This is a genomic window from Maridesulfovibrio salinus (assembly GCF_055394525.1).
The window spans coordinates 2,207,038-2,227,255 of the sequence record NZ_AP042461.1 but is presented as its reverse complement, the minus strand read 5'-3'; the positions used below and the strand labels follow the sequence as shown (position 1 = coordinate 2,227,255).

21 protein-coding genes are annotated in these 20,218 nt (G+C 43.8%); 8 read left to right on the top strand and 13 right to left on the bottom strand.

The genetic code is table 11. From position 1 onward, the window contains the following. Positions 1-239 precede the first annotated feature (239 nt). The gene (locus ACZ5PW_RS09995; RefSeq protein ID WP_464552775.1) at positions 240-1,196 is read right to left on the bottom strand and encodes an MBL fold metallo-hydrolase; all 957 of its coding nucleotides are present in this window, start codon (positions 1,194-1,196) and stop codon (positions 240-242) included. 233 nt (positions 1,197-1,429) lie between these two features. Here ACZ5PW_RS09995 and ACZ5PW_RS09990 point away from each other — a divergent pair, with 233 nt between their 5' ends. Next, a complete protein-coding gene (locus tag ACZ5PW_RS09990) occupies positions 1,430-2,026 on the top strand; it encodes a Maf family protein (protein ID WP_464552772.1) in 597 nt (198 codons plus the stop codon). Between the two features lie 107 nt (positions 2,027-2,133). Here ACZ5PW_RS09990 and ACZ5PW_RS09985 read toward each other — a convergent pair whose 3' ends face one another. Both ACZ5PW_RS09985 and ACZ5PW_RS09980 read right to left on the bottom strand, forming a co-directional pair. Next, positions 2,134-2,808 carry an MAE_28990/MAE_18760 family HEPN-like nuclease gene (locus tag ACZ5PW_RS09985; RefSeq protein ID WP_464552770.1) on the bottom strand — a complete coding sequence of 225 codons (675 nt, stop codon included), beginning with the start codon at positions 2,806-2,808 and terminating at the stop codon, positions 2,134-2,136. Beyond that, positions 2,808-3,842 (bottom strand): GmrSD restriction endonuclease domain-containing protein, encoded by a 1,035-nt coding sequence (locus ACZ5PW_RS09980; RefSeq protein ID WP_464552767.1) that lies wholly within the window; start codon positions 3,840-3,842, stop codon positions 2,808-2,810. The genes ACZ5PW_RS09985 and ACZ5PW_RS09980 overlap by 1 nt, the downstream gene beginning before the upstream one ends. Before the next feature lie 477 nt (positions 3,843-4,319). Here ACZ5PW_RS09980 and ACZ5PW_RS09975 point away from each other — a divergent pair, with 477 nt between their 5' ends. Next, the gene (locus tag ACZ5PW_RS09975) at positions 4,320-4,583 is read left to right on the top strand and encodes a type II toxin-antitoxin system ParD family antitoxin (RefSeq protein WP_464552764.1); all 264 of its coding nucleotides are present in this window, start codon (positions 4,320-4,322) and stop codon (positions 4,581-4,583) included. 621 nt (positions 4,584-5,204) lie between these two features. On the opposite strand, the gene ACZ5PW_RS09970 is transcribed toward ACZ5PW_RS09975, so the two are convergent. Next, the gene (locus tag ACZ5PW_RS09970; RefSeq protein ID WP_464552762.1) at positions 5,205-5,954 is read right to left on the bottom strand and encodes a hypothetical protein; all 750 of its coding nucleotides are present in this window, start codon (positions 5,952-5,954) and stop codon (positions 5,205-5,207) included. Positions 5,955-6,256: 302 nt separating this feature from the next. Next, complete coding sequence (locus ACZ5PW_RS09965) at positions 6,257-6,832, bottom strand: TetR/AcrR family transcriptional regulator (RefSeq protein WP_464552758.1); 576 nt, start codon at positions 6,830-6,832, stop codon at positions 6,257-6,259. A 107-nt stretch (positions 6,833-6,939) separates the two neighbouring features. Here ACZ5PW_RS09965 and ACZ5PW_RS09960 point away from each other — a divergent pair, with 107 nt between their 5' ends. Then, positions 6,940-7,737 carry an EFR1 family ferrodoxin gene (locus tag ACZ5PW_RS09960; RefSeq protein ID WP_464552755.1) on the top strand — a complete coding sequence of 266 codons (798 nt, stop codon included), beginning with the start codon at positions 6,940-6,942 and terminating at the stop codon, positions 7,735-7,737. Positions 7,738-7,952: 215 nt separating this feature from the next. Further along, on the top strand, positions 7,953-8,957 hold the full coding sequence (locus ACZ5PW_RS09955; RefSeq protein WP_464552754.1) for an Lcl C-terminal domain-containing protein: 1,005 nt from the start codon (positions 7,953-7,955) through the stop codon (positions 8,955-8,957). A gap of 73 nt (positions 8,958-9,030) precedes the next feature. Here ACZ5PW_RS09955 and ACZ5PW_RS09950 read toward each other — a convergent pair whose 3' ends face one another. Beyond that, positions 9,031-9,780, bottom strand: coding sequence for a substrate-binding periplasmic protein (locus ACZ5PW_RS09950; RefSeq protein ID WP_464552753.1), 750 nt, complete (start codon positions 9,778-9,780; stop codon positions 9,031-9,033). 259 nt (positions 9,781-10,039) lie between these two features. Here ACZ5PW_RS09950 and ACZ5PW_RS09945 point away from each other — a divergent pair, with 259 nt between their 5' ends. From ACZ5PW_RS09945 to ACZ5PW_RS09930, 4 genes are all read left to right on the top strand, one after another. Beyond that, complete coding sequence (locus tag ACZ5PW_RS09945) at positions 10,040-10,687, top strand: cyclase family protein (protein ID WP_464552752.1); 648 nt, start codon at positions 10,040-10,042, stop codon at positions 10,685-10,687. A 114-nt stretch (positions 10,688-10,801) separates the two neighbouring features. Next, the gene (locus tag ACZ5PW_RS09940; protein ID WP_464552751.1) at positions 10,802-12,958 is read left to right on the top strand and encodes an EAL domain-containing protein; all 2,157 of its coding nucleotides are present in this window, start codon (positions 10,802-10,804) and stop codon (positions 12,956-12,958) included. Between the two features lie 174 nt (positions 12,959-13,132). After that, entirely contained in the window at positions 13,133-13,381 is a 249-nt protein-coding gene (locus ACZ5PW_RS09935) for a phage regulatory CII family protein (protein WP_464552750.1), read from the top strand. 96 nt (positions 13,382-13,477) lie between these two features. After that, positions 13,478-13,942: a phosphatidylglycerophosphatase A family protein gene (locus tag ACZ5PW_RS09930; protein WP_464552748.1), complete on the top strand. Its 465-nt coding sequence runs from the start codon at positions 13,478-13,480 to the stop codon at positions 13,940-13,942. A gap of 410 nt (positions 13,943-14,352) precedes the next feature. Here ACZ5PW_RS09930 and pal read toward each other — a convergent pair whose 3' ends face one another. The 7 genes from pal to ACZ5PW_RS09895 form a co-directional block, all read right to left on the bottom strand. Beyond that, positions 14,353-14,952, bottom strand: a complete 600-nt coding sequence (pal, locus tag ACZ5PW_RS09925; RefSeq protein WP_464552745.1) for a peptidoglycan-associated lipoprotein Pal — start codon at positions 14,950-14,952, stop codon at positions 14,353-14,355. A 154-nt stretch (positions 14,953-15,106) separates the two neighbouring features. Next, positions 15,107-16,483, bottom strand: a complete 1,377-nt coding sequence (locus tag ACZ5PW_RS09920) for a protein tolB (RefSeq protein WP_464552743.1) — start codon at positions 16,481-16,483, stop codon at positions 15,107-15,109. Positions 16,484-16,497: 14 nt separating this feature from the next. Further along, positions 16,498-17,424, bottom strand: coding sequence for a cell envelope integrity protein TolA (gene tolA / locus ACZ5PW_RS09915; protein WP_464552738.1), 927 nt, complete (start codon positions 17,422-17,424; stop codon positions 16,498-16,500). Between the two features lie 58 nt (positions 17,425-17,482). Next, complete coding sequence (tolR, locus tag ACZ5PW_RS09910; protein ID WP_464552735.1) at positions 17,483-17,899, bottom strand: protein TolR; 417 nt, start codon at positions 17,897-17,899, stop codon at positions 17,483-17,485. A gap of 2 nt (positions 17,900-17,901) precedes the next feature. Next, positions 17,902-18,663, bottom strand: coding sequence for a MotA/TolQ/ExbB proton channel family protein (locus tag ACZ5PW_RS09905; protein WP_464552732.1), 762 nt, complete (start codon positions 18,661-18,663; stop codon positions 17,902-17,904). 62 nt (positions 18,664-18,725) lie between these two features. Continuing rightward, a complete protein-coding gene (locus tag ACZ5PW_RS09900) occupies positions 18,726-19,466 on the bottom strand; it encodes an SIR2 family NAD-dependent protein deacylase (RefSeq protein WP_464552729.1) in 741 nt (246 codons plus the stop codon). A gap of 95 nt (positions 19,467-19,561) precedes the next feature. Continuing rightward, positions 19,562-20,215 (bottom strand): histidinol phosphate phosphatase domain-containing protein, encoded by a 654-nt coding sequence (locus ACZ5PW_RS09895; protein ID WP_464552727.1) that lies wholly within the window; start codon positions 20,213-20,215, stop codon positions 19,562-19,564. Positions 20,216-20,218 lie beyond the last annotated feature (3 nt).

Genomic DNA, 20,218 nt, shown 5'->3' with positions numbered 1-20,218 from the left:
CCAACCCGACAAAAGGTCATTTTGCCGAACAGAAGACCATCAGGTATCCCATATTGATATTTGCAGATGGAAAGAAAAATTCCGAAATCAAGGGAAGGAGCTGCAATTACTCAAAAGAAAGTAAACTTAGAACGAGAACAGGCTGCCAGGATAACGCTCGCATCAAAACAAACTCAAAATTTTATATTTGCCGTAAAACCGCACTTTGCATGTGGCAGAACCCCCTGCAACCAGCCCCCTTAAAGCTCCAGGCAAAGTCCATCCTGAGCCATTATTATATTTTGCGGTTTTCTTTCAACCAGTTCGGCGAATTCGATCGTATCATCCAGAAATTTCTGTAATTGAAAATCATCAAGTACCGGTTCCTGATGAAAGAGGCACAAAGTCTTTACTCCGGCCATTCCAGAGAGCTCCACCGCAATGATGTTGTTGGAATGCCCCCAGTCTTCTTTAATGGAGTTTGCCTCTGCGAATGAATACTGGGCATCCATGATAAGCAGGTCGGCATCCTTGAAGAACTCTACAAACCCCGTATCACTGAGAGCAGTGGCACTTTTGTGCTCACAATCGGTTGAGTAAACAGCAACCTTACCGTCTTTTTCGAACCTGTATCCGTAGGAACCACCGGGATGATACTGCGCTTTGATGGTAATATTGATTCCGCAGATCTCAATCTGATCTCCGTTTCTCAATCTGGTAAAATCTATTTCAGACTGCAGATGCTCGAAGTGAACCGGAAAACAGGGGTCGCTCTGCTGCATGCGCATTGTCTTTTCAAGGCCCGGATGCCCACCGTAAAATGATATTTTGTTGCCCGGTATGTAAGCTGGAACAAAAAAAGGAAAACCCTGCAAATGGTCCCAGTGAAGATGGGACATCAGGATATGGAAATGCGCCCCGGTTTTGCCCTGCCGCTCAGCCATAACCTTGTTGCCGAAATCCCGCAGTCCGGTTCCGCAATCGCAGATGATATACTCATCCTCTCTGCCTTCAATCTGTATGCAGGGAGTGTTTGTTCCATAGGAACCGCGGACAGGAAAAGGAAGTTCATTATCTATGAATGAATCAAGATCAGTGCTGGAATCCACACCCTTTGCCACTGCTATTTCAAGAGCAGCCTTAACCTTGGCTCTGGCCCTCTCCTCATTGAAAGTGGCAGGCAGGGACCCCCGCGCCCCCCAGATACAAACATTCATTTATGACTCCTAGTAATATAGTTCACGGATATTATTACCTTTAGATCAGCAAAAGCGCAACAATTCTATAAAAGAATAATAATAATTTATTCTATACAAGCAGATATGAATGTCTGACCTGTTTTTATACTCTCTGAAAAGAGCCAGTCATTGACCTTTACAGGGATTAAGGTAAATCTCCAATGCAAAACTATTTGAGATAAACACCAGTAAACCAAACAACATCTGATAAAATGTACACAACAGTTAGACCACTTATACTAGGATCAGCATCTCCACGTAGAAAAGACCTGCTCCATTCTGCGGGTATTGAATTTAATATCCACCCTGCAACCTGCGATGAACCCCGCCCTGAAAAAGATCAGCTCCCTGAAGATTACGCGCGAAAGATGGCTGAACTGAAAGCGAAAAATGTGGCTGGCAACCATCCCGGCAGCTATGTTTTAGGGTCGGACACAATAGTTGTAAGGGATAATGATATTCTGGGAAAACCGGTTAACAGGGAAGAAGCTTTTGGAATGGTCAAAAGCCTTTGCGGGCGTAGCCACAAGGTAGTTTCAGCATGTGCTGTTATCTGCCCCGATGGAAAAACAGAATCATTCTGTGTAAGCACAAAAGTGGAATTCATAGAGTACGATGAAAAAGCAATTCAAGCCTACATCGCCACAGGAGAACCGGACGACAAAGCCGGAGCATACGCCATTCAGGGACAGGGAGCGTTTCTGGTAAAAAGTATCTGCGGGTCATACACCAACGTGGTTGGCCTGCCGCTGGCGCGGGTGATAGAAAGCTTGGTATCTTACGGAGTTATCGTTCCGGGGGATGGGTAGGAAATCGTACATTCTGGGTGTTTTACTGGGGTGGGTCCCACGGGATTCCTACTGGGGATAGCCAATATCTGGTAAACTTCAACGGTTGTTATATCTCAAAAACATCGCTACGTTGTAGCAGAAACAGCTCGAAGATATCCTTTGGTTGAAACATGAATTTTAAATTTAGACAAAACATGCAACACCATTTCTTCAACAGCATCGTATTTTCTTTTTAAATCATTATGGGTATACCTGCTTCCAATTTCAGCAGCTGTTTTCCGTCCATGAGCAATTGCATTTCTATGTTCTTTTATTTCATTTAAGATATGTTGGTGCTGGACATTTGCCAACACAGGCTCTGGCAAACAGAAAAAATTCCAAATATCAACCAGTTGGCTATATCCAATATTGGAACCATCCGTAGGTAAAATAGTATTCACAATATCAGTATCATCATTAAACAGCTCTTCAACCAGCTCTTCTCTTTTTTTCCATAAATTTCTCTTGCCGCAGTTACGAATAGAGTCGAACTTGCCATCAAGAACAACACATATCATATTGTTTTTAAAGTCCAATGTCGTCTTATCATCAGAATTAATATTACTCAAAAAAGTTTGCGATAAACTGACAACCGTATACTCTACAGTTGAATATAGACTAACAAAAAAAAGACCTTTTTCAATCTTAGACAAATCATTCCTAAATTCATCCTCAGAACCCTCATGACTATCTATCTGTTGAAGCAGAATTCTACATTGGTTTAGTCTAATATAAAATTCATTTTCTACAGTAGTAAACATTATTCAACAAACCTATCATAGCAAAATTTAACTCTTTCCTTGATTCTTTTTCTCGAATTTGTTGCTCCTGAAGTTAGCTTGGTTAGCTGTGCGTCATTTATCCATTCGTCAATATTTGATCCAAGAATAGCATGACCTTCCAATATGGCATTTGCTGCACCTACAGCAATGGCTTCATAAAGATTAACAGGAGTAAGTTTCCGGGTTCCACGTTTAATCCCATTAGGCAGTTCTTGAGCTAGCTGGGAGAAAGTATCCACAAACAATTGCTCATTCTTCCTATAATCAAATCTTTTAGCGGCTTCTCCCATATATTCATTTAAAAAGTCGATAACACTATGGTCAAACTGCTCAGTATTATGCAGATAGGCGAAAAATTTAAGCACAAGCTCTTCTTTACTTCCATCAGTTGAAGCTGTTTTTTTCATATTAACAACTTTATTAAAATCCTCATTTTGCGCTAATTCTTTAATGAAATCATTAAAATTGCCACGGTAAACACATGCTCTAATTTCTTGATCTGAAAGCCTAATTCCTCCAGTATTCAATCTTTCAAACAAATCAAATCGTACCTTCAGATCACTTTTATCACTGAGAGTCGTCACTTTGAGTGGCCTAAGTGAAAACTTAATTTGTATACTTGTCGGAAGCTTATGAAATGTATTATTGTTAAAGTCTGTTAAGATACCCAACCCCTTAAGCTTTAAAGGTTCTTCTAATCCAAACTTCTCTATCTGCTCTAAGGTTCCAACAAAATGAATCAACGAACTCAGTCGCTGAACCCCATCAATAAGTTCCCATGACCCATCCTTGTTTGCAGCCATAAATAAACTAGGCACAGGAATTCCAAGAAACACAGACTCAACAAATCGCGATTGATTTTCAGCAGGCCACCTAAATTGCCTTTGATATTCTGGAGCGATATCAATTAACCCTGTGTCAGACATTGAAACCAATTCTTTTACCGTAATATCAAATGAATCAAAATCAACTTTTCGTCTTTGAGTATCTAGCTGTACTTGTAAATCCTTCATAACAAACATCCTAATTATTCAAAAAGTTATTTCATAAAGTCGATACGTCAAATTGCGCCATTCATCAATAGGATCAAATTCCCATAGAACGACAAACAAACTCAAGAATAACTCAACACTTCAATCGCTTATTCCCACCAAATTAAACCAAAGATAATTCAAAAATCTAGTCCATAAAACATTCTGATAGAACCAATCTCTAGTGACCAACCCTACCCCCACAGGATACCCTCCAAATTTTACCACCAAAATTTGAAAGAGAATCATGATGGTCATTTATTACGATCCACTTTTTCAGATAATCTTTTCGTATGCCAGAAAAAAGGCTCTGGAAGACGGCAACCTTATTAATGTGACCGAACAGGCTAAAAAAGCCGTATTTGATAGGCAAAACCTCCACAATCCAACTTGCCAACACAGTTGCACGGTCTTATAAATATAAGTAGGATTAAATCCTACACATCACTGGAGGACAATATGAGATCAACAAAACAGATGAGCATTACGCTGCCTCATGAAATGGCGCAATTGGTAAAAGAAAAAGTTGCTAAAGGCGAATATGCATCTGAAAGCGAAGTTATTCGCGATGGACTGAGGGCTTTGCTGGCGCGCGACCGTGCTGTTGAGGAGTGGCTTAGACAACAGGTGGCTCCTGTTTACGACGCTATGAAGGAAGATAAATCCCGTGGCAGAAGCCTTGATCAGGTTCGGGCCAAATTATCTGAAGAACATGAAGCGTAGGTCATAAAATTCAGATGTCCTACTCAATAATTTTCTCACCGGAAGCAAAAGAGCAGCTTGTCGGATTATACCGATATGTTGCCAAAGCCGCATCATCCGAAACTGCAAAAGAATTTACAGATGCCATTATCAAACATTGCGAATAGTTAAAATCTTTTCCGCAACGAGGAACATTACGTGAAGACATCCGCCCCGGCCTGAGAATTACCCATTTCAAAAAAACGTACAATTATTGCGTTCGCTATTATGGACGAAAATGTTGTCATTCTCAGCATCTACTACGGCGGTCAAAACTATGAAGAAAAGCTCAATGATGATGCGCAACAATGATCAATTTGAATAGTCCATCCAGCATCGCACACTCCCACATAACTACCCTCATAAATAAGTCCTGTAATCTTAACAGTTACAGGTCAAAATCAATGATCAACGTGGTAGGTCTGCCCTTGGCGCGGGTGATAGAAAGCTTGGTGTCTTTCGGTGTTGTTCCGGGGGATTGCGCTTTCCCCGGAAATTAGGATCACGAGTTATGGTGGAATCTTCGTCCTAAAACCGATAAGGATGGACGTTGGTTTAAACTGTCCACTACTTATTAATCTGGCTTAAAAATAATTTCCCGCCTTAAAACCGCCACACAAACTTTGCAAGTCCCCCGAACGCATTGCCCAAATCCTGAGTCGACAGAGTTCGTCCGTTACTGCTGTAAAAAGTGTAACTGCGTTCATAAACATATTCCGGACCAATTGAGAGGGTCCAATTGTCGTAGGGAGAATAGTCCAGATATAGAGCGAACTTTGACTGGGTTTCTTTTACATAACCCTCAGTTTCATATATTTTGTTAGACCCTGTAATGGCCACGGTCATCCCTATTGTTTTCTTCTTACCATCATCAATCTCCACCCCGAGCATCTTAAGGGTTTCGACAATTGCTTCATATGATACGGACAAAACTAATCCCAATTCGATATCACCGAACAGTTCATCGTTTATAGGACTGACGGCAACAGCTTTGACTCCACTTCCCAGAATTGTTCCTTTCCACAAATCGTAAGCCAGCCCTCCCTGCATACCCAGCCCCAAGGCTCCGGGGAAGTCCTTTTCAAAAGCGGAAGTGGCGGTACAATCTAACCAGTAAATCCAGTCTTCATAAAACCTACCGTTTACTAAATGCACCTCAAGGGTAAGATCCTGCAGATAATCAAAAGGAGGAGAAGAGTTTTTCCCTCCGCTGATCTGCCGTGAGATTTCACCTGCATCTTCCCAGATAAAATGGGATAATCCGTATGATAGCTCAAAAATTGAATAGCCGACTTTTATTGTGTTGCGTAATACACTTACCTTGCCCGATGCATCAGCAAAAGATGCTGGCAATATATATTCAGAATCTAATGTAATACTTGGTCTTTTATCAAATCTGGACGCGGTATCCATTAGTGCATCATCTATAAGATCTACAGATCCCAACCCCATTGCTGAGGCAAGTCCGGGACAGCAAAATAAGCACATAATAACGCATAAAATAAATTTAATAAATGGCATCTATATTCTGTTACTGACTTCGTGATCAGCTTTTTTAAAACTTTATCAATATTCCAACTGTCTGATTCATTTTCCAGCTACTTTAAGTTCATCAAGTAAAATTACTGTTTATTATATCACGTAACTTAAACATATTAGGCATGCTTAGTAAAAATAATTCCGGTCAATTCATCCGCAAATGATTCATCCATAGGTAAATGCCCCAGAAGTAAACGATACCACATCGCCCCGAAGACTATATCCACCAGCAAATCCAGATTCTGATGCCTCTCCAGTTCTCCCACATATACTGCCTGCTGAAGAATTGAATATAGCACCCTGCGTCTCTGGTTCGTGAATTTTTCCCTGAACCTTATCCTGAACTCATCATCCACCTGAGCCTGAGCCATCAGATAACACAGATGAACTCCAACCCCGGCGGTAATAGTCTGCATTGATTGTCTTAAAAAAAGGCGCAGAGTTTCCTGAACAGTTTCACACGACGGCACCTTGATTTCAGCGCTTGCCTGACTAAGAAGTACCTCCAGAACAACGTCCGCCAGTGAAGGCCACCAACGATAAATAGTCGGTTTTCCCACCCCGGCCCGTCTGGCAATAGCCTCAATTGTCAGTTTCCTGCCATCCGATTCATTCAGAAGCTCATCTGCTGCCGCGATGACTGCCTCACGCGACTTTTCACTTCTCGGCCGGCCAATTCGCTTTGCTTTCAAATTCCCCTCCTTTTTTTAAAATATTCTTTGCCATGCTTGACAAAGATTGGCAAGTTTAATTACGTTACGTTTAGTAACGAAAAAACAAAAGCTCAAAGGAGCAACCGATGAATTTTAAAAAAACAAAAATTGCCTACTTTTCACCCACAGGTACTACCGAAAAAATCATTAGATCCATTGTAAAAGGATTTGGATGCGGACAGACAGACTATCTGAATATTACTCAGCCAGAAAACCGGGAAATAAAACTGTTATTGGAGGAAGATGAAATACTTTTTATAGGAGTTCCGGTATACATGGGCCGGGTTCCCGCTCTGCTGGAAGATTTCCTGAATTCCATGAAAGCCGACAGCACCCCCACGGTCTGTGTTGCTGTCTACGGAAACAGAGCCTATGATAATGCATTACTTGAATTGACTGATATAGTTAAAGAAAGAGGATGTGTCCCTATTGCTGGTGCTGCTTTTATAGGAGAACACTCATTTTCAAGTCCGGAGCGCCCTACAGCCCACAGTCGCCCCGATGCTAACGATCTTGCTATAGCTGAGCAATTTGGCAGAGAAGTACGGAAAAAAACCGAAAGATATTCAGACCTGCAGGAACAAAAAGTCAAGGTTCCCGGCACAACACCCTACAATGGAGTTACCCAATTATGGGATGTTGATTTCATTGAAGTAAGCAACAACTGCATTCAGTGCGGCATGTGTGCTGAAATATGCCCTCAAAATGCTGTTGATCCGCATGACAGTCACAAGATAGATACAGTCAAGTGTATCACCTGTTGTGCTTGCATAAAAAAATGTCCTGAGAACGCCAGATCCATAAAATCAGGCCCGGTAATGGATGCTGCAGAGAGGCTGACCAGTCTTTACTCTGAGCGCAAAGAGCCTGAATGTTTTATTTGATTAATATTGATTACATAATTTTCAACTTGAAAACCCTAACTGGCAATTCAAAATATAATACAAACATTGTATAATATTATATTATCAATTAACACCTCAGATATCTTGGATGATTTGAACTTATTTACAATCTAGATTAATGATACCTTATGTATTAGTTATTAAACCATATAATATGAGAACACTTTTAAAATATACTTATAATGAATAAAAGTATGGATAAGATAAAATATATTCTCAGTACAGGACTCAAAGACTGCTATGCCGCAGATGGAAGTAAAACATCATGTAAAGGAAGCGGACAGGATGCCGAGTTCCGTATTGGAATCGAATCAGATGGTGAACGATTTACTGTTCAAGATTCCATCGTCTTTGACTCCCTCACGGAACTTCAGTGGCCTGTTCATGCTGACGCTTTAACTTTTCCGCTGGACTGGAATGAAACCCTTGATGCTGTCAGCCAACTCAACAAAGAGAATTATCTCGGATATTCTGACTGGCGGCTTCCAAACCGTAATGAATTACGCAGCCTGATATGCCACGGAGCCAAGAAACCGGCCTTGCCGCAAGGGCATCCTTTCAGGAAGGTATTTCAGGGATGGTATTGGACATCTACCACCTCCGCTAAGGCCCCCGCTTATGCATGGCGGGTCCATTTCAGCGGTGGAAGAATGTTCTATGGAAATAAAAAGGACCCCGGTATGGCATGGCCCGTAAGAGGCACAAGCACGATGCTGCGCCGGACAGGGCAATTGGAGTGTTTTGATACAAATGGCGATGTCATGCCATGCGACAAGACACTTCAGGATGGCAGTATTCAGTCCGGAGTTGAATGGCCCGTCCCCCGATTCAGAATTTTGGAACATGGCATACTGGACAGGGGCACCCGGCTTGTATGGGCAGAAGAAGCAATGCTTGGGGATATTGTCGACTGGCAGGGAGCACTGGATAGGATAAAGAAACTCAACACCGACTCGAAAACTGTATGGAGACTTCCAAACATTAATGAACTGGAATCACTTGTTGACGCGTCAAAATCCGACCCAGCCCTTCCCGCAGAACATCCTTTCAGGAATGTGCAGGAAGCTTACTGGTCTTCGACAACGAGTTTCTTTGAAACAGACTGGTCCTACGCCCTGTATATGCACAAGGGAGCGGTAGGGGTAGGTTTCAAGCGCAACGCAGAATTTCATTGCTGGCCGGTAAGCGGACCTTTTTGAGCATGCTCAAGTTTCAAAAACACCGGCATTATGGAACGGTAAACAATCGATAACGCTATGAAAAAAACAATTATTAGCGATAATTTTCATAAATGCGTTCAATAGTGCCATCTTTCAGAAATTTCTCAATGGCTCTGTTATAGCGTGGAACGGCATGTCTTTTACTGGGATGAAAGCGGACCATCATGTCCAGAACGCTGCAGGGCTCTTCGTTGATTATCAAGCGGTCACCAAGAAGCTGGCTTTTAATCAGATACTGAGCATACACCTTATTCATCAATGCCTGATCCAGCCTTCCCGCGAGCAGAAGCTGGATAAGCTTATTCTCATCATGAAGCAGATGAAGATTTATCCGTCCATCTTCAAAATAAGGCCCATAAACAGGGTACTGGTATCCCATGACACCACCAATGGTTTTTCCGAGCAAGTCCTTAGGAGATTTAACAGGTCGGTAGCTATCCGCGTTGAAGAGAAGAATTTCTTCGGAAACAGCAAGAGGAAGACTATAAACCCCGGGAACGGAAGCTGACTTCCGCCAAACAGGATTTGACATCGGCTCGATATCAATTTTACCGTTATCAAACTGATATAGAGCACGCTTGAATGGAACCCGGACATATTCGTAGGTATCGCCGGTTTCTTTTGCAAAAGCACTGAAAATATCTTTTATTATCCCTGTTCGCGGGTCATCTTTCTCAAAAAAATAAGGTGGAAAATCTCCAGTATGGAGCATCACTCGAAAGTTCTCTGCAAAGCCAGGAGAAGCCGGCTGAAGCGCTCCCATAAGAATTGTTAACAGAACTATGAGTATAATTTTATTCATTCTTAATGTCCTTTGAAGAAAGATCATATCCTCCAACCATGCAACGGCATAATTTTTATCATCATTTCGTCAGATAAATCAATCTATTTAGCAGAAACAACTGTCTTGGTATGGCAAAATCAACTTGGCTGCGCCAAAATAAACGCCATGCTTGTCTGCTTGCTTCAAACTGTCGAGGCCAGAGGGAAGCTCATTCAAGGATTCCCGAATTCAACGAGATAGTTTTTCGTTGAGAACTGTTTCAGGAGACTACGAGAAAATGAAAGCAATAGATCTTACACAGATGATCACACCAGACATGCCGGTCTATCCCGGGACCAATTCGCCGGAAATAATAAAAACAGCCACGCACGATAAAGAAGGTTATCTGGAACAACAGCTTGTAATCTCCACCCATACAGGCACTCACATTGATGCCCCTGCCCACATTCTTAAAGGAGCACCGTCACTAGATAAAATTGAAGTCTCCAACTTTTGCGGTACAGCATCCTGCTTGGACTTTACTCACAAGATTACAGAAGACAGCAGAATATGTATCGACGATCTTGCTCCCTTTGAAGAACTTATCGCCGAACATGAATTTATCATCTTGAATACCGGCTGGTATGACTATTGGGGAAGTCCGAAATATTATTCCGGTTACCCGGCACTAACCCCGGAAGCTGCACGATGGCTGACCGACTTTGAGCTTAAAGGCATCGGAGTAGATGTGATCTCCGTAGATCCCCTTGAAAGTGAAGACTTCACTGTGCATCAAATATTGCTCAAAGCAAATATTTCCATCATTGAGAATCTTACAAACCTGAAAGCTATCAAAGATAACAGTTTTATATTTTCCTGCTTCCCACTCAAAATCACCAATGCCGATGGTTCACCTATCCGTGCCGTAGCATTCTGCAATGATTGAGAGCGCTCAAACTAATTTCATTGCGATTTAAAACTACGGGTGATATTTTAAGCAAGTATCAGAAAAATAAAAAATCAGCTGTTTTGTACACTGAAAGAACTGGATTTACTCAGCATGAATAATAACCAATCTGATTTACTGAAACTTTTTTTCGACAGCTCCACACACCTTGCCATCATCAAGGACCCTGAATTCAGATATGTTCAGGTAAACAAATCTTTCATGAACTTACTGCAAATCGATCATGAATCTCAGGTTATCGGAAAAAATGATGATGAAATTCTTTATGGTTTTGCCTCTGAAGAACAGTTGAATAAGATTTTAAAATCAGACCGGAAAACATGTACACTGCCAGCCGGAGATAACCTCTCTGTAGAAGTAGAAATCACCCTGCCGGATGGAAACAATGTTTTATTCCATTCACATAAATTTCCCATAAGAGACAGCTCCGGCGCCCTGCAGGGGATTGGGGTCCTCACCTTTGATATTTCCGAAATAAAATCCCGTGAGATGGAACTTATAAGGAATAACCAGGTTCTAACACAGGAGTTCCGTACTCAGGCCGACATACTGCGTGAAGCCAATGAAAACCTCCAGTTCATGCGCCATGTGTTCAAAAACACAATGGACGGTATAATTATTACCGATAAAAACGGAGCGGCCCAGCAGATCAACCCGGCCTTCACCGAAATCACCGGTTATACACTAGATGAAATCCGCGGCGACAACCCAAGAGTTCTAAAATCCAACTACCACGACGCTGACTTTTACAAGAACATGTGGGACACACTCGCCCGGACAGGCAGCTGGGAAGGAGAGCTATGGAACCGTCGGAAAAATGGTGAAATATATCCTCAGCGACTCAATATAAGCGCAATTTATAATTCGGAAGGTGAAGTCACCCACTATGTGGGAGTTAACAACGACATCAGTGAACTGAAACGTAAAGAAGAAAAAATTCATTTTTATGCCTTCCACGATGCCCTGACAAATCTGCCCAACCGCAAACTTCTAGGAGACAGGCTCCGCCGCGAGATTGAACGCTCTGAAAGAACAGGACACAAGATAGCTCTGCTGTATATGGATCTTGATGACTTCAAAAAGGTGAATGACTCCCTCGGGTATAATGTAGGGGATGAACTTTTAAGACAGTTCAGCGGCCGGATAAAGAAACTTCTTGGAGCTCAGGACACACTCGCGAGACTGGGGAGTGATGAGTTTGCCTTAGCACTGGTTGGCTATAAGGACATTAACGATATCATCAATTTTGCCCACAAAATCAACGATCAGATTGCCAAGCCGTTTGACATTGAAGATCACGAAATTTTCATTAACTCCAGTATTGGTATTTCAATCTTTCCTGATGACACAGACTGCCCGGACCAATTAATACTACATGCTGACACGGCAATGCATCAGGTCAAAGGCAGCCATCTTGAAAACTTCAGATTCTACACATCCCAGATGAAGGTTGAGGCTCAGCGTAAGATTGATATGGAATCAGCTATCAGAAAAGCTTTGATCAATGGGGAATTCGTACCATTTTATCAAGCCAAGGTTCGCTCCGGAGACGGCAAGGTTGTCGGCATGGAAGCCCTTGCCCGCTGGATAAGACCAGATGGAACAATAATTCCTCCTGTTGAATTCATTTCCTTGGCTGAAAGTCTTAACCTTATCCATGAAGTGGATACCTTGATCATTACCCAGGCCGTTAAGGACATGCACTTATGGGAGAAATCGGGATTTGATGATCTGGTAGTTTCAGCCAACATATCCGCAAAAGAACTGGATACACCTGAATTTGCGGAAAAAATTGTGAAAATCCTTGAAGAAAACAATATCCCGAGGGAAAAACTTGAACTCGAAATTACAGAATCCCTGCTGATGGAAAATGTTGAGAAAAACACAGGAGTGCTCAACCACCTGTGCTCGTCAGGCATTTCCTGCTCTATTGATGATTTCGGAACAGGTTATTCGTCCCTCAGCTATCTGAAAAAACTCCCCATAACCACTTTGAAAATTGACCGATCGTTCATAAATGACATCCTAAGCGACAACAATGACCTTGCGATTGTCTGCGCAATAATCAGCATGGCCCGCCATATGGGACTCAAAGTGGTAGCAGAAGGTGTTGAAGATAAGAAACAGGTTGAACTGCTGACCCGTGAGGGATGTGATATAATTCAAGGGTACTATTATAGTAAACCCCTTTCACGAATTGACTTTCTTGAATTTCTCAATGGAAGAAGGGACAGTAAACTTCTGGTCTAGCGAAACCCCACCCCGGAAACCCGCCCTCCTGCTGAAAACCCTACCCTCATATACAGTCAAAACGGGCGTAAATACAAAGAACCTGCCGTTTACACGTTCATACTCTCCGTTAATAATGCAGTTGAAGAATGAGATTTCATTCTGGACTTATGCATTTTAAGAAGGAGTAGTAAGATGAACTTAGAATCAATCACAAAAGTGACCCAGGATGTCGTACTCGAAGGCAATAAACCAGCTAAGGAAGTTGCCCAGAACATCGGCAAGCCCTATTCAACACTGCTTAGAGAGATTAACCCCTTTGACGATAATGCCAAGCTAGGAGCCGAAACTCTCATGGAAATCCTGAAAGCCACTAATGAAGTTAAGCCTCTTGAATATATTGCCCAGAGTATTGGTTACAAACTTAAACCCAGATCCAACTAACTTATACTAACGATGTATTCCAGAAGGGACTGGGAGTTGAAGATTAACTCCCAGTCCCTTCTGGACTTTTCAGGCTGTTGAGTAGATACTGCGGTCATGAGATATTTCAAATTAAACTTAACCGCTATTGCCACCCTCGGCCCTATAGGTTTTCTGCCCAAGGCACCTGGAACATGGGGTTCTGCGGCGGCACTGATAACCGCACCGTTTCTTTTTTTTCCACTCCCTATTCCTGTCCGGATAATTGTTCTGGGTTTGCTTTTTTACTTTGGCGCAGTAACCTGCACCGCTGCTGAAAAAGACCTCGGACAGAAAGACCCTGGCTGTGTCGTAATTGATGAGGTTCTTGGTCAATGGGTTGTATTTCTGCCATTTGCCGGAATAGTCGGCTGGCAGGCCATTGCCGGATTCATCCTGTTTCGTATCTTTGATATTTACAAACCATGGCCTGTAAAAGCCTCCGAAAAATGGCTTAAATCCGGTTACGGAGTCATGATTGATGACCTCTTTGCCGGCATTTATGCAATGTTGGGATTATGGCTGCTACGCTACCTGACATAATCATTTTCTATGATGTAATTCTGCAGGCCGTAAAAGTTTATCTTTTACGGCCTCAACTGATAAAAAAGACCTCTTGCACCATAATATGTTCTTCGAACATACGGGAACAGATCTCTGAGATATGCTGCAACGAGCTCCCCCCCTTTCATATCTTCTACGTTTAATCCACTATATTTCAGGTCAGTCCTCTGGCTTTCTTTAAAAAATACTGATCTAACTTATTGCTCCGCCCTGCAGTAAACTGGCTTTGTTTCTTCCCACTGAAGCGGGTATCTATTTTAATAATCTTATTTCCCATCTTCAATCCCGTGTTAAAAATATTATGCAGTGATCAGTATAAGCATTTTGCATACACAAAAAGCCCCGTTCCTGAAAGAAACGGGGCTTAAAAGAATCAATTAAATCTGAGACTAATAAGTTAGTCTGAACTGTGCTCGCCTGTTTTTGGCCCAGGCGGTTTCGTTATTGCCGGGATCGATGGGATTTTCTTCTCCATAGCTTACAATACTGAGCCTTTCCGGAGCAACCCCAAGAAGAATGAGGAATTCATATACAGCGCGGGCACGACGCTCACCAAGAGCGAGGTTATACTCTTCAGTTCCACGGTCATCGCAGTAGCCTTCAATCACCATGGTCACATTATCGAACTTTTTCAGGATTTCAGCTTTTGTCTGTAAAAGAGGACGATATTCCTGTTTGATTTCAAAGGAATCAAAATCAAAATGAATCAGGTTACCCAACTCTTCAATAGCTTCATTAAATTCTTTTTTGACTGCCGCATTCTCTTCCGCTTCACGTGCGTCAGCGAGAGCCTGTTCCTGAAGAGCCTTCTCTCTTTCAAGTCTGGCCTGTTCTTCTTGCCTTTGTCTTTCTTTTTCCTGTTGCTCGGTCATCCTTTCTTCAACAGCAGGACTTGCAGGAGATGATTCAACACGCTTTTTGGAACAACCGGAACCGAGTCCGGCCAACAGTACTAACACTACACACAAAATTATAGCTCTAGCTTTCATTTGCCCTCCTGAGACAGGAACTTTGCAGGACAGGAGTTTGTCCACACCAGATGATTTTCTTCTTAACTTAATACGACCAATGTTTCGACACTAAAGTGTTTTGCAAAAAAATCAAGTCATGACTGCAACAAAGCTGTTAAATAGCATTTGAAGACTATGATTTTTTAACTTTTCCCCATGCCGGGGCCTTTGCGACTCCGCTTCCGGTTGGAACCAGCATTGCCGGATCTCCATGTCGGGTTGTCAGGTAAATCTGATACTTTCCACTTCTACTTGATGAAAAAGCGACAAAATACCCATCCGGACCGAAAGCAGGATCTTCATCATTTCCCGGACCGAAAGTCAGTTGACGCTCTCTTCCGTTTTCCAGGTCATGCACGAAAATACGGTGTCCCAAAGGAGTCTGGCGTGAAAAGGCAACATATCTGCCATCCGGGCTTATTGTTGGATTTGTATTATACTTACCTTCTTTGGTGACTCTGGTAACTACCCCGCTCTGCATATCCAGAAGAAAGATGTGCGGATTACCGAATCTGGCTGATGTAAAAACCATTTTGGTTCCGGTACGGTCAAAATCAGGAGAGACCTCAATGGCCCAACTCTGGGCAAGAGTCTTTTTAGGCTTGTAATTGCCATTGATCAGGAAAATATCCGAATTACCATTCATAGTCAGAGTTGCGGCCATATTCCCATCAGGAAGAAATGCCGGGCCTATGACCGTATCTCCGGGAAAACTCTTCTGATCTATTTTACCGGTAGCGCTATCCCACACGCAGAGCAGGTGCTGGCGGGAGCCAAGCCTCGTAAAAACCAGCTTGTCCCCCTCCGGGGACCAGTTGGGACTAAGATTAACCCCGCCAAGAGAACTGATCTGACGCAGGTTACGTCCTTGAGGGCTTACGGTATAAATCTCTTTATCTTTACCGACCTTTCGGACAAAAGCAATTTTAGATTCAAAAAAACCGTCCCTTCCTGTCAGTACGCGCATCAGGTGGGAACAGAACCGGTCAGCTATTCGAGGAAGCATCTCCTCGGTAACCATGGAGTACTTCTTTCCGATAATAGTACGGCCATTAAAGGTTCCGATACATCTCAGCAACAGGTTTTTCTCACCATTCGGGCGGATTTCCCAGCCGGTGGTAATCGCAAGGTCTACTTTGGACAGCCTGAGCGGCTTGATATCGATTTCGCCGGGCCTGACACCGTTGGAAGGATCGCCACCCAGAATATCGGTAACCGGGACAATATTCAAAAAAGGCAGATAAGCTAGATCCTGCTTTAAATCCGTACTGAACGTCCCGGCCTCACCGGGCAAAGGGAGATTCTTCTCTTTGGATCCTGCATACTTTCCCTGCGGCACTGTCTTGGGAGGTAAGAGGATAAGGTTCACCTTGCGCTGCCCGGGACCATAAATATCCACAGTCAGAGTATCTGCGGCCTGACATAAAGACGCGCTGGTTAGGACCAGAAAACTGGCAATCAGTACGGAGGCTACCGAACTGAATATAAATAAATTAAGATTATTTTTCATTTTTTAAAACCGACCTACTGATCTAAATCATGCAGGTTGAAGTTTACAACGACGGTTCTGATGGAATTACCGGGGGGGTCGGGCAGAACTTCGGTATCCCGAAGAGCCGTTAACACGGAATCATCAAAATCAACGTTACCCGAAGATTGCAGTAATTTGATACCACTGATTTCCCCGGATGATTTCAACTGGATCTGAACACGGGCCATCAGGTTCTGTTTCTGCCCGAAAACAGGATATCTCCAGTTCTTTCTTACTGCCTCCTGAACTATTGAGGCATAGACCTGAACCAGCCCTGAAGCTCCGGCAGTTCCTTCTGCCGAACCAGTCACAGCGGTCGACTTTGCCGTTTTAGCAAGAGCTGCCAGATCGCTGGCAACTGCTTTCTTCTCTTCCTTCTTCTTGGCTTCCACAATATCAGCCAGAGATGCAAGATCCGCTGCCAGAGCATCTTCCGCGGTAACTTCAGGCTTCTCAGGTTCTACTTTTTTAGGCGGAGTCTTTTTTTCAACCTTCTGCTTTGCAGGAGCTTCTTTTTTCTCAACCTTCTTCTCTACCTTTTTCTTGGGTGGAGAGGTTGTCTTTACCTTATTTTCAGAAATCTTTTTCGCTTCAGGCTCAGGCTTTGGTTTAGGCTTCGGCTTTGGCTTAGGCACTGGCTTGGCTTCCGGAGCTTTTACTGTCTCCGGCCGGGGCTTGGGGACGGCCTTGGGCTTTGCCTCAGGTATGGCCACAGCTCCGGGCTTGGAAAGTTTCGATTTTGCAGCGGGAGCTTTTTTAGCAGCAGGGGCAGAAGGAAGTGGAGCAAGGCTGACCAGATCAACCTTGTAAACCGGCATATCAAGAGATATTTTCACAGGTGGTGCCATGTTCCATGAAACCGCCATAAACAACAAGCCCGCATGAAGCAGGAAAGAGATGAAAAGACCGATGAACTTCATCAATGAATTCGTCCTGTAATTTCCTTTAAATCAGTATAATAAGCCTGACTTATCAGGATTACTTCTTTTTCTTTTCAACGGGTTCGGCAACAACACCGAGACGGTCAATCCCGACAGCTTTGATTTCACCCATCACTTTCACAACTTCACCATAGGCAACAGTCTTGTCCGCCCGCAAAAAAAGCATTTTGTTCTGCTTTTTTACGAGCCTTTCCAGATGTCCCTGCAATTCGTCAAAACCTACCTTGTATTCATCAAGATAGATTTCACCTTTGTCATTAATGGACATCACGATATGCTCATTATCCTGAGGTAAAGAGCGGACAGTCCGGGTCTGCGGCAGGTCCACTTCTACCCCCTGAGTCATCAGGGGTGCGGTAACCATGAAAATGATCAGCAGAACCAGCATGACATCCACAAAAGGAGTCACGTTGATTTCAGCCAGCATTCCCTTGTTGTTGGTTGAAAATCCCATACCTACTCCTGAGTGGAATGAGTATCTTCACCTACAGGATGAACAGACTCTTTGGAAGTTCCGGATTTAACGGAAGGCTCAACCCACGAAACTTCACGCTCAACACGGTTCAGAAACGCCCCGGCAAAGTTAACCATTTCAGTCTCGATACCGTTTAATACCCCGAGAAAAAAGTTGTATGCTATTGTAGCAGGGATCGCCACACCAAGACCGATGGCAGTGGCTACAAGGGCTTCAGAAATACCCGGAGCGACAGCAGCAAGGGCGGCACTCTTTGCTGCCCCGATGGAATGGAAGGAATGCATAATCCCCCAGACTGTTCCGAAAAGTCCGATAAAAGGGGCTCCGTTGGCACAGGTAGCAAGAAAGGAAAGTGAGGAAGTGAGTTTTTTCATCTCAGAGCTGACTTTCTGGCGCAGAATACGGCGCAGAGTATCCTTGATCAATCTGCGCTTGTGGCTGGAGCTTACCGCGGACTTTTCAAGCACCCGGTACTCTTTTACAGCTGCGGTTCCAATTCTGTTCAGCGGAGAGGCCGGAGTCTTGCTGATTGAAGTCAGCCCGGCTGAAAGAGACTCTGCTTCTTCCATTATCTGGTTTCCTTTCAGGATCAGGGTCCTGGCCCGTCCGAGAGAAATGAGCTTCCAGAAAATTATTGTCCAGCTCCATAGAGACATACCAGCTAAAAGGCAAAGCACTCCCTTGACCACAATCGTAGCCTGATCGAGCATGGCGAAAATTCCGCCCTGAGGTAATAAATCCATATTTTACCGCACCTTTTTTGACCTGCCTTCAACCGGTCAGGCATTAAAAAATGAAAACTTTATTAATCAATGTTCTGCGCAATCAACGGCAGAACAACTTCAGTCTGTCCCTCAATCAGCACATCACTGAAAGATGAATATGCTGACGGACGGTTGTTAATCTCAACGATTTTACCACCTGACTCCTGAACCAGAGGTGGAATCAGACTTGCCGGGACCACTTCGCCGGAAGTTCCGGCAACAATGACGAGATCCGCCTCCTCCGCCAATTCAAAAGCCTCTTTATGGGCTTCGGAGGGAATCGGTTCCCCGAAAAAAACCAGATCCGGACGTATTATCCCAGAACACTCCGGACAACGGACCGGAAGTTCACTGCTCTGCACTCGATTTCTGTCATAAGGCTTGAAGCATTCCATGCAGTAATAGTCACTGCAGTTTCCATGGAATTCAACAACCCTTTCAGAACCGGCACGCTGATGCAGTCCGTCAATGTTCTGTGTGATCACAGCATGAAGATTACCGGACTTTTCCATCTGTGCCAGAGCAAAATGCCCGGCATTGGGAGAAGCCTCACTCATCATCCGGTCTGCATCCACAAGAAATTTCCATACCGTAGCCGGGTCACTCTTCAAAGAGCGTATTGAGGCAACCTTTTCCGGGTCATGTCTGGACCAAAGGCCACCGGGGCTCCGGAAATCAGGAATACCGCTGGCAACAGACATGCCCGCCCCTGTCATGGCGACTACACACCTTGCAGCTGATATGAGCCCTGCGGCTCTGGCGATAAGTTCGTTTGACTGCATAAAGCCCTGATTGCCTGCTGTGCCCTGAAATTTCCAGATAAAAACAAGACTATTGGTCAATAGTTTCACACAGACCAACAATCCCGCAATTAAACCTACCTTTTCATGAGATCCTGAACAAGTTGCCGAGAATTCTCTTCGGCCTGCTGATATTCATCTTTTGTCATTCCCGCACCGAGGGCAATCATACGGCGCATTTCAGGACCAACCATATCGCCGGGAGCGTGGGCATCATTGTTGATAACCAGCTTTGCTCCATGCTTGCGGGCCATGGAAACAACATGCCCGTTTGTAAGACTGTGTCCTTTCCGGGTCGTGATTTCAAGACATACGCCATATTCTGCCGCAAGCTTGACTTCAACATCAGAAATCAATCCCGGATGACCAAGGACATCAACCTTTGCCTCGATTGCGGCAAGGTTCGTACCTTCAGCAACCGGCTCCACAATAGTCTCACCATGGCAGACCACTATCTGTGCGCCTGATTTTCTGGCGTACTTGGTCATTTCTCCAATCAGCCCCGGGGGAACATGAGTAAGCTCCACACCTGCAAAAACATCGATATCAAAATAGTGGGCATGCTTCTTTGCAAACCTGTGAATATTCTCAAGAATCAAATCGATATTGCTCAAGTCGGCATGATCGGTCATTGCCATGGCACGGTATCCTGCAACTCTGGCTCTTCTTGCCAGCTCGGCAGGGATCAACTCTCCATCACTGAAAACGGTATGAGTATGAAAATCAATCAATGG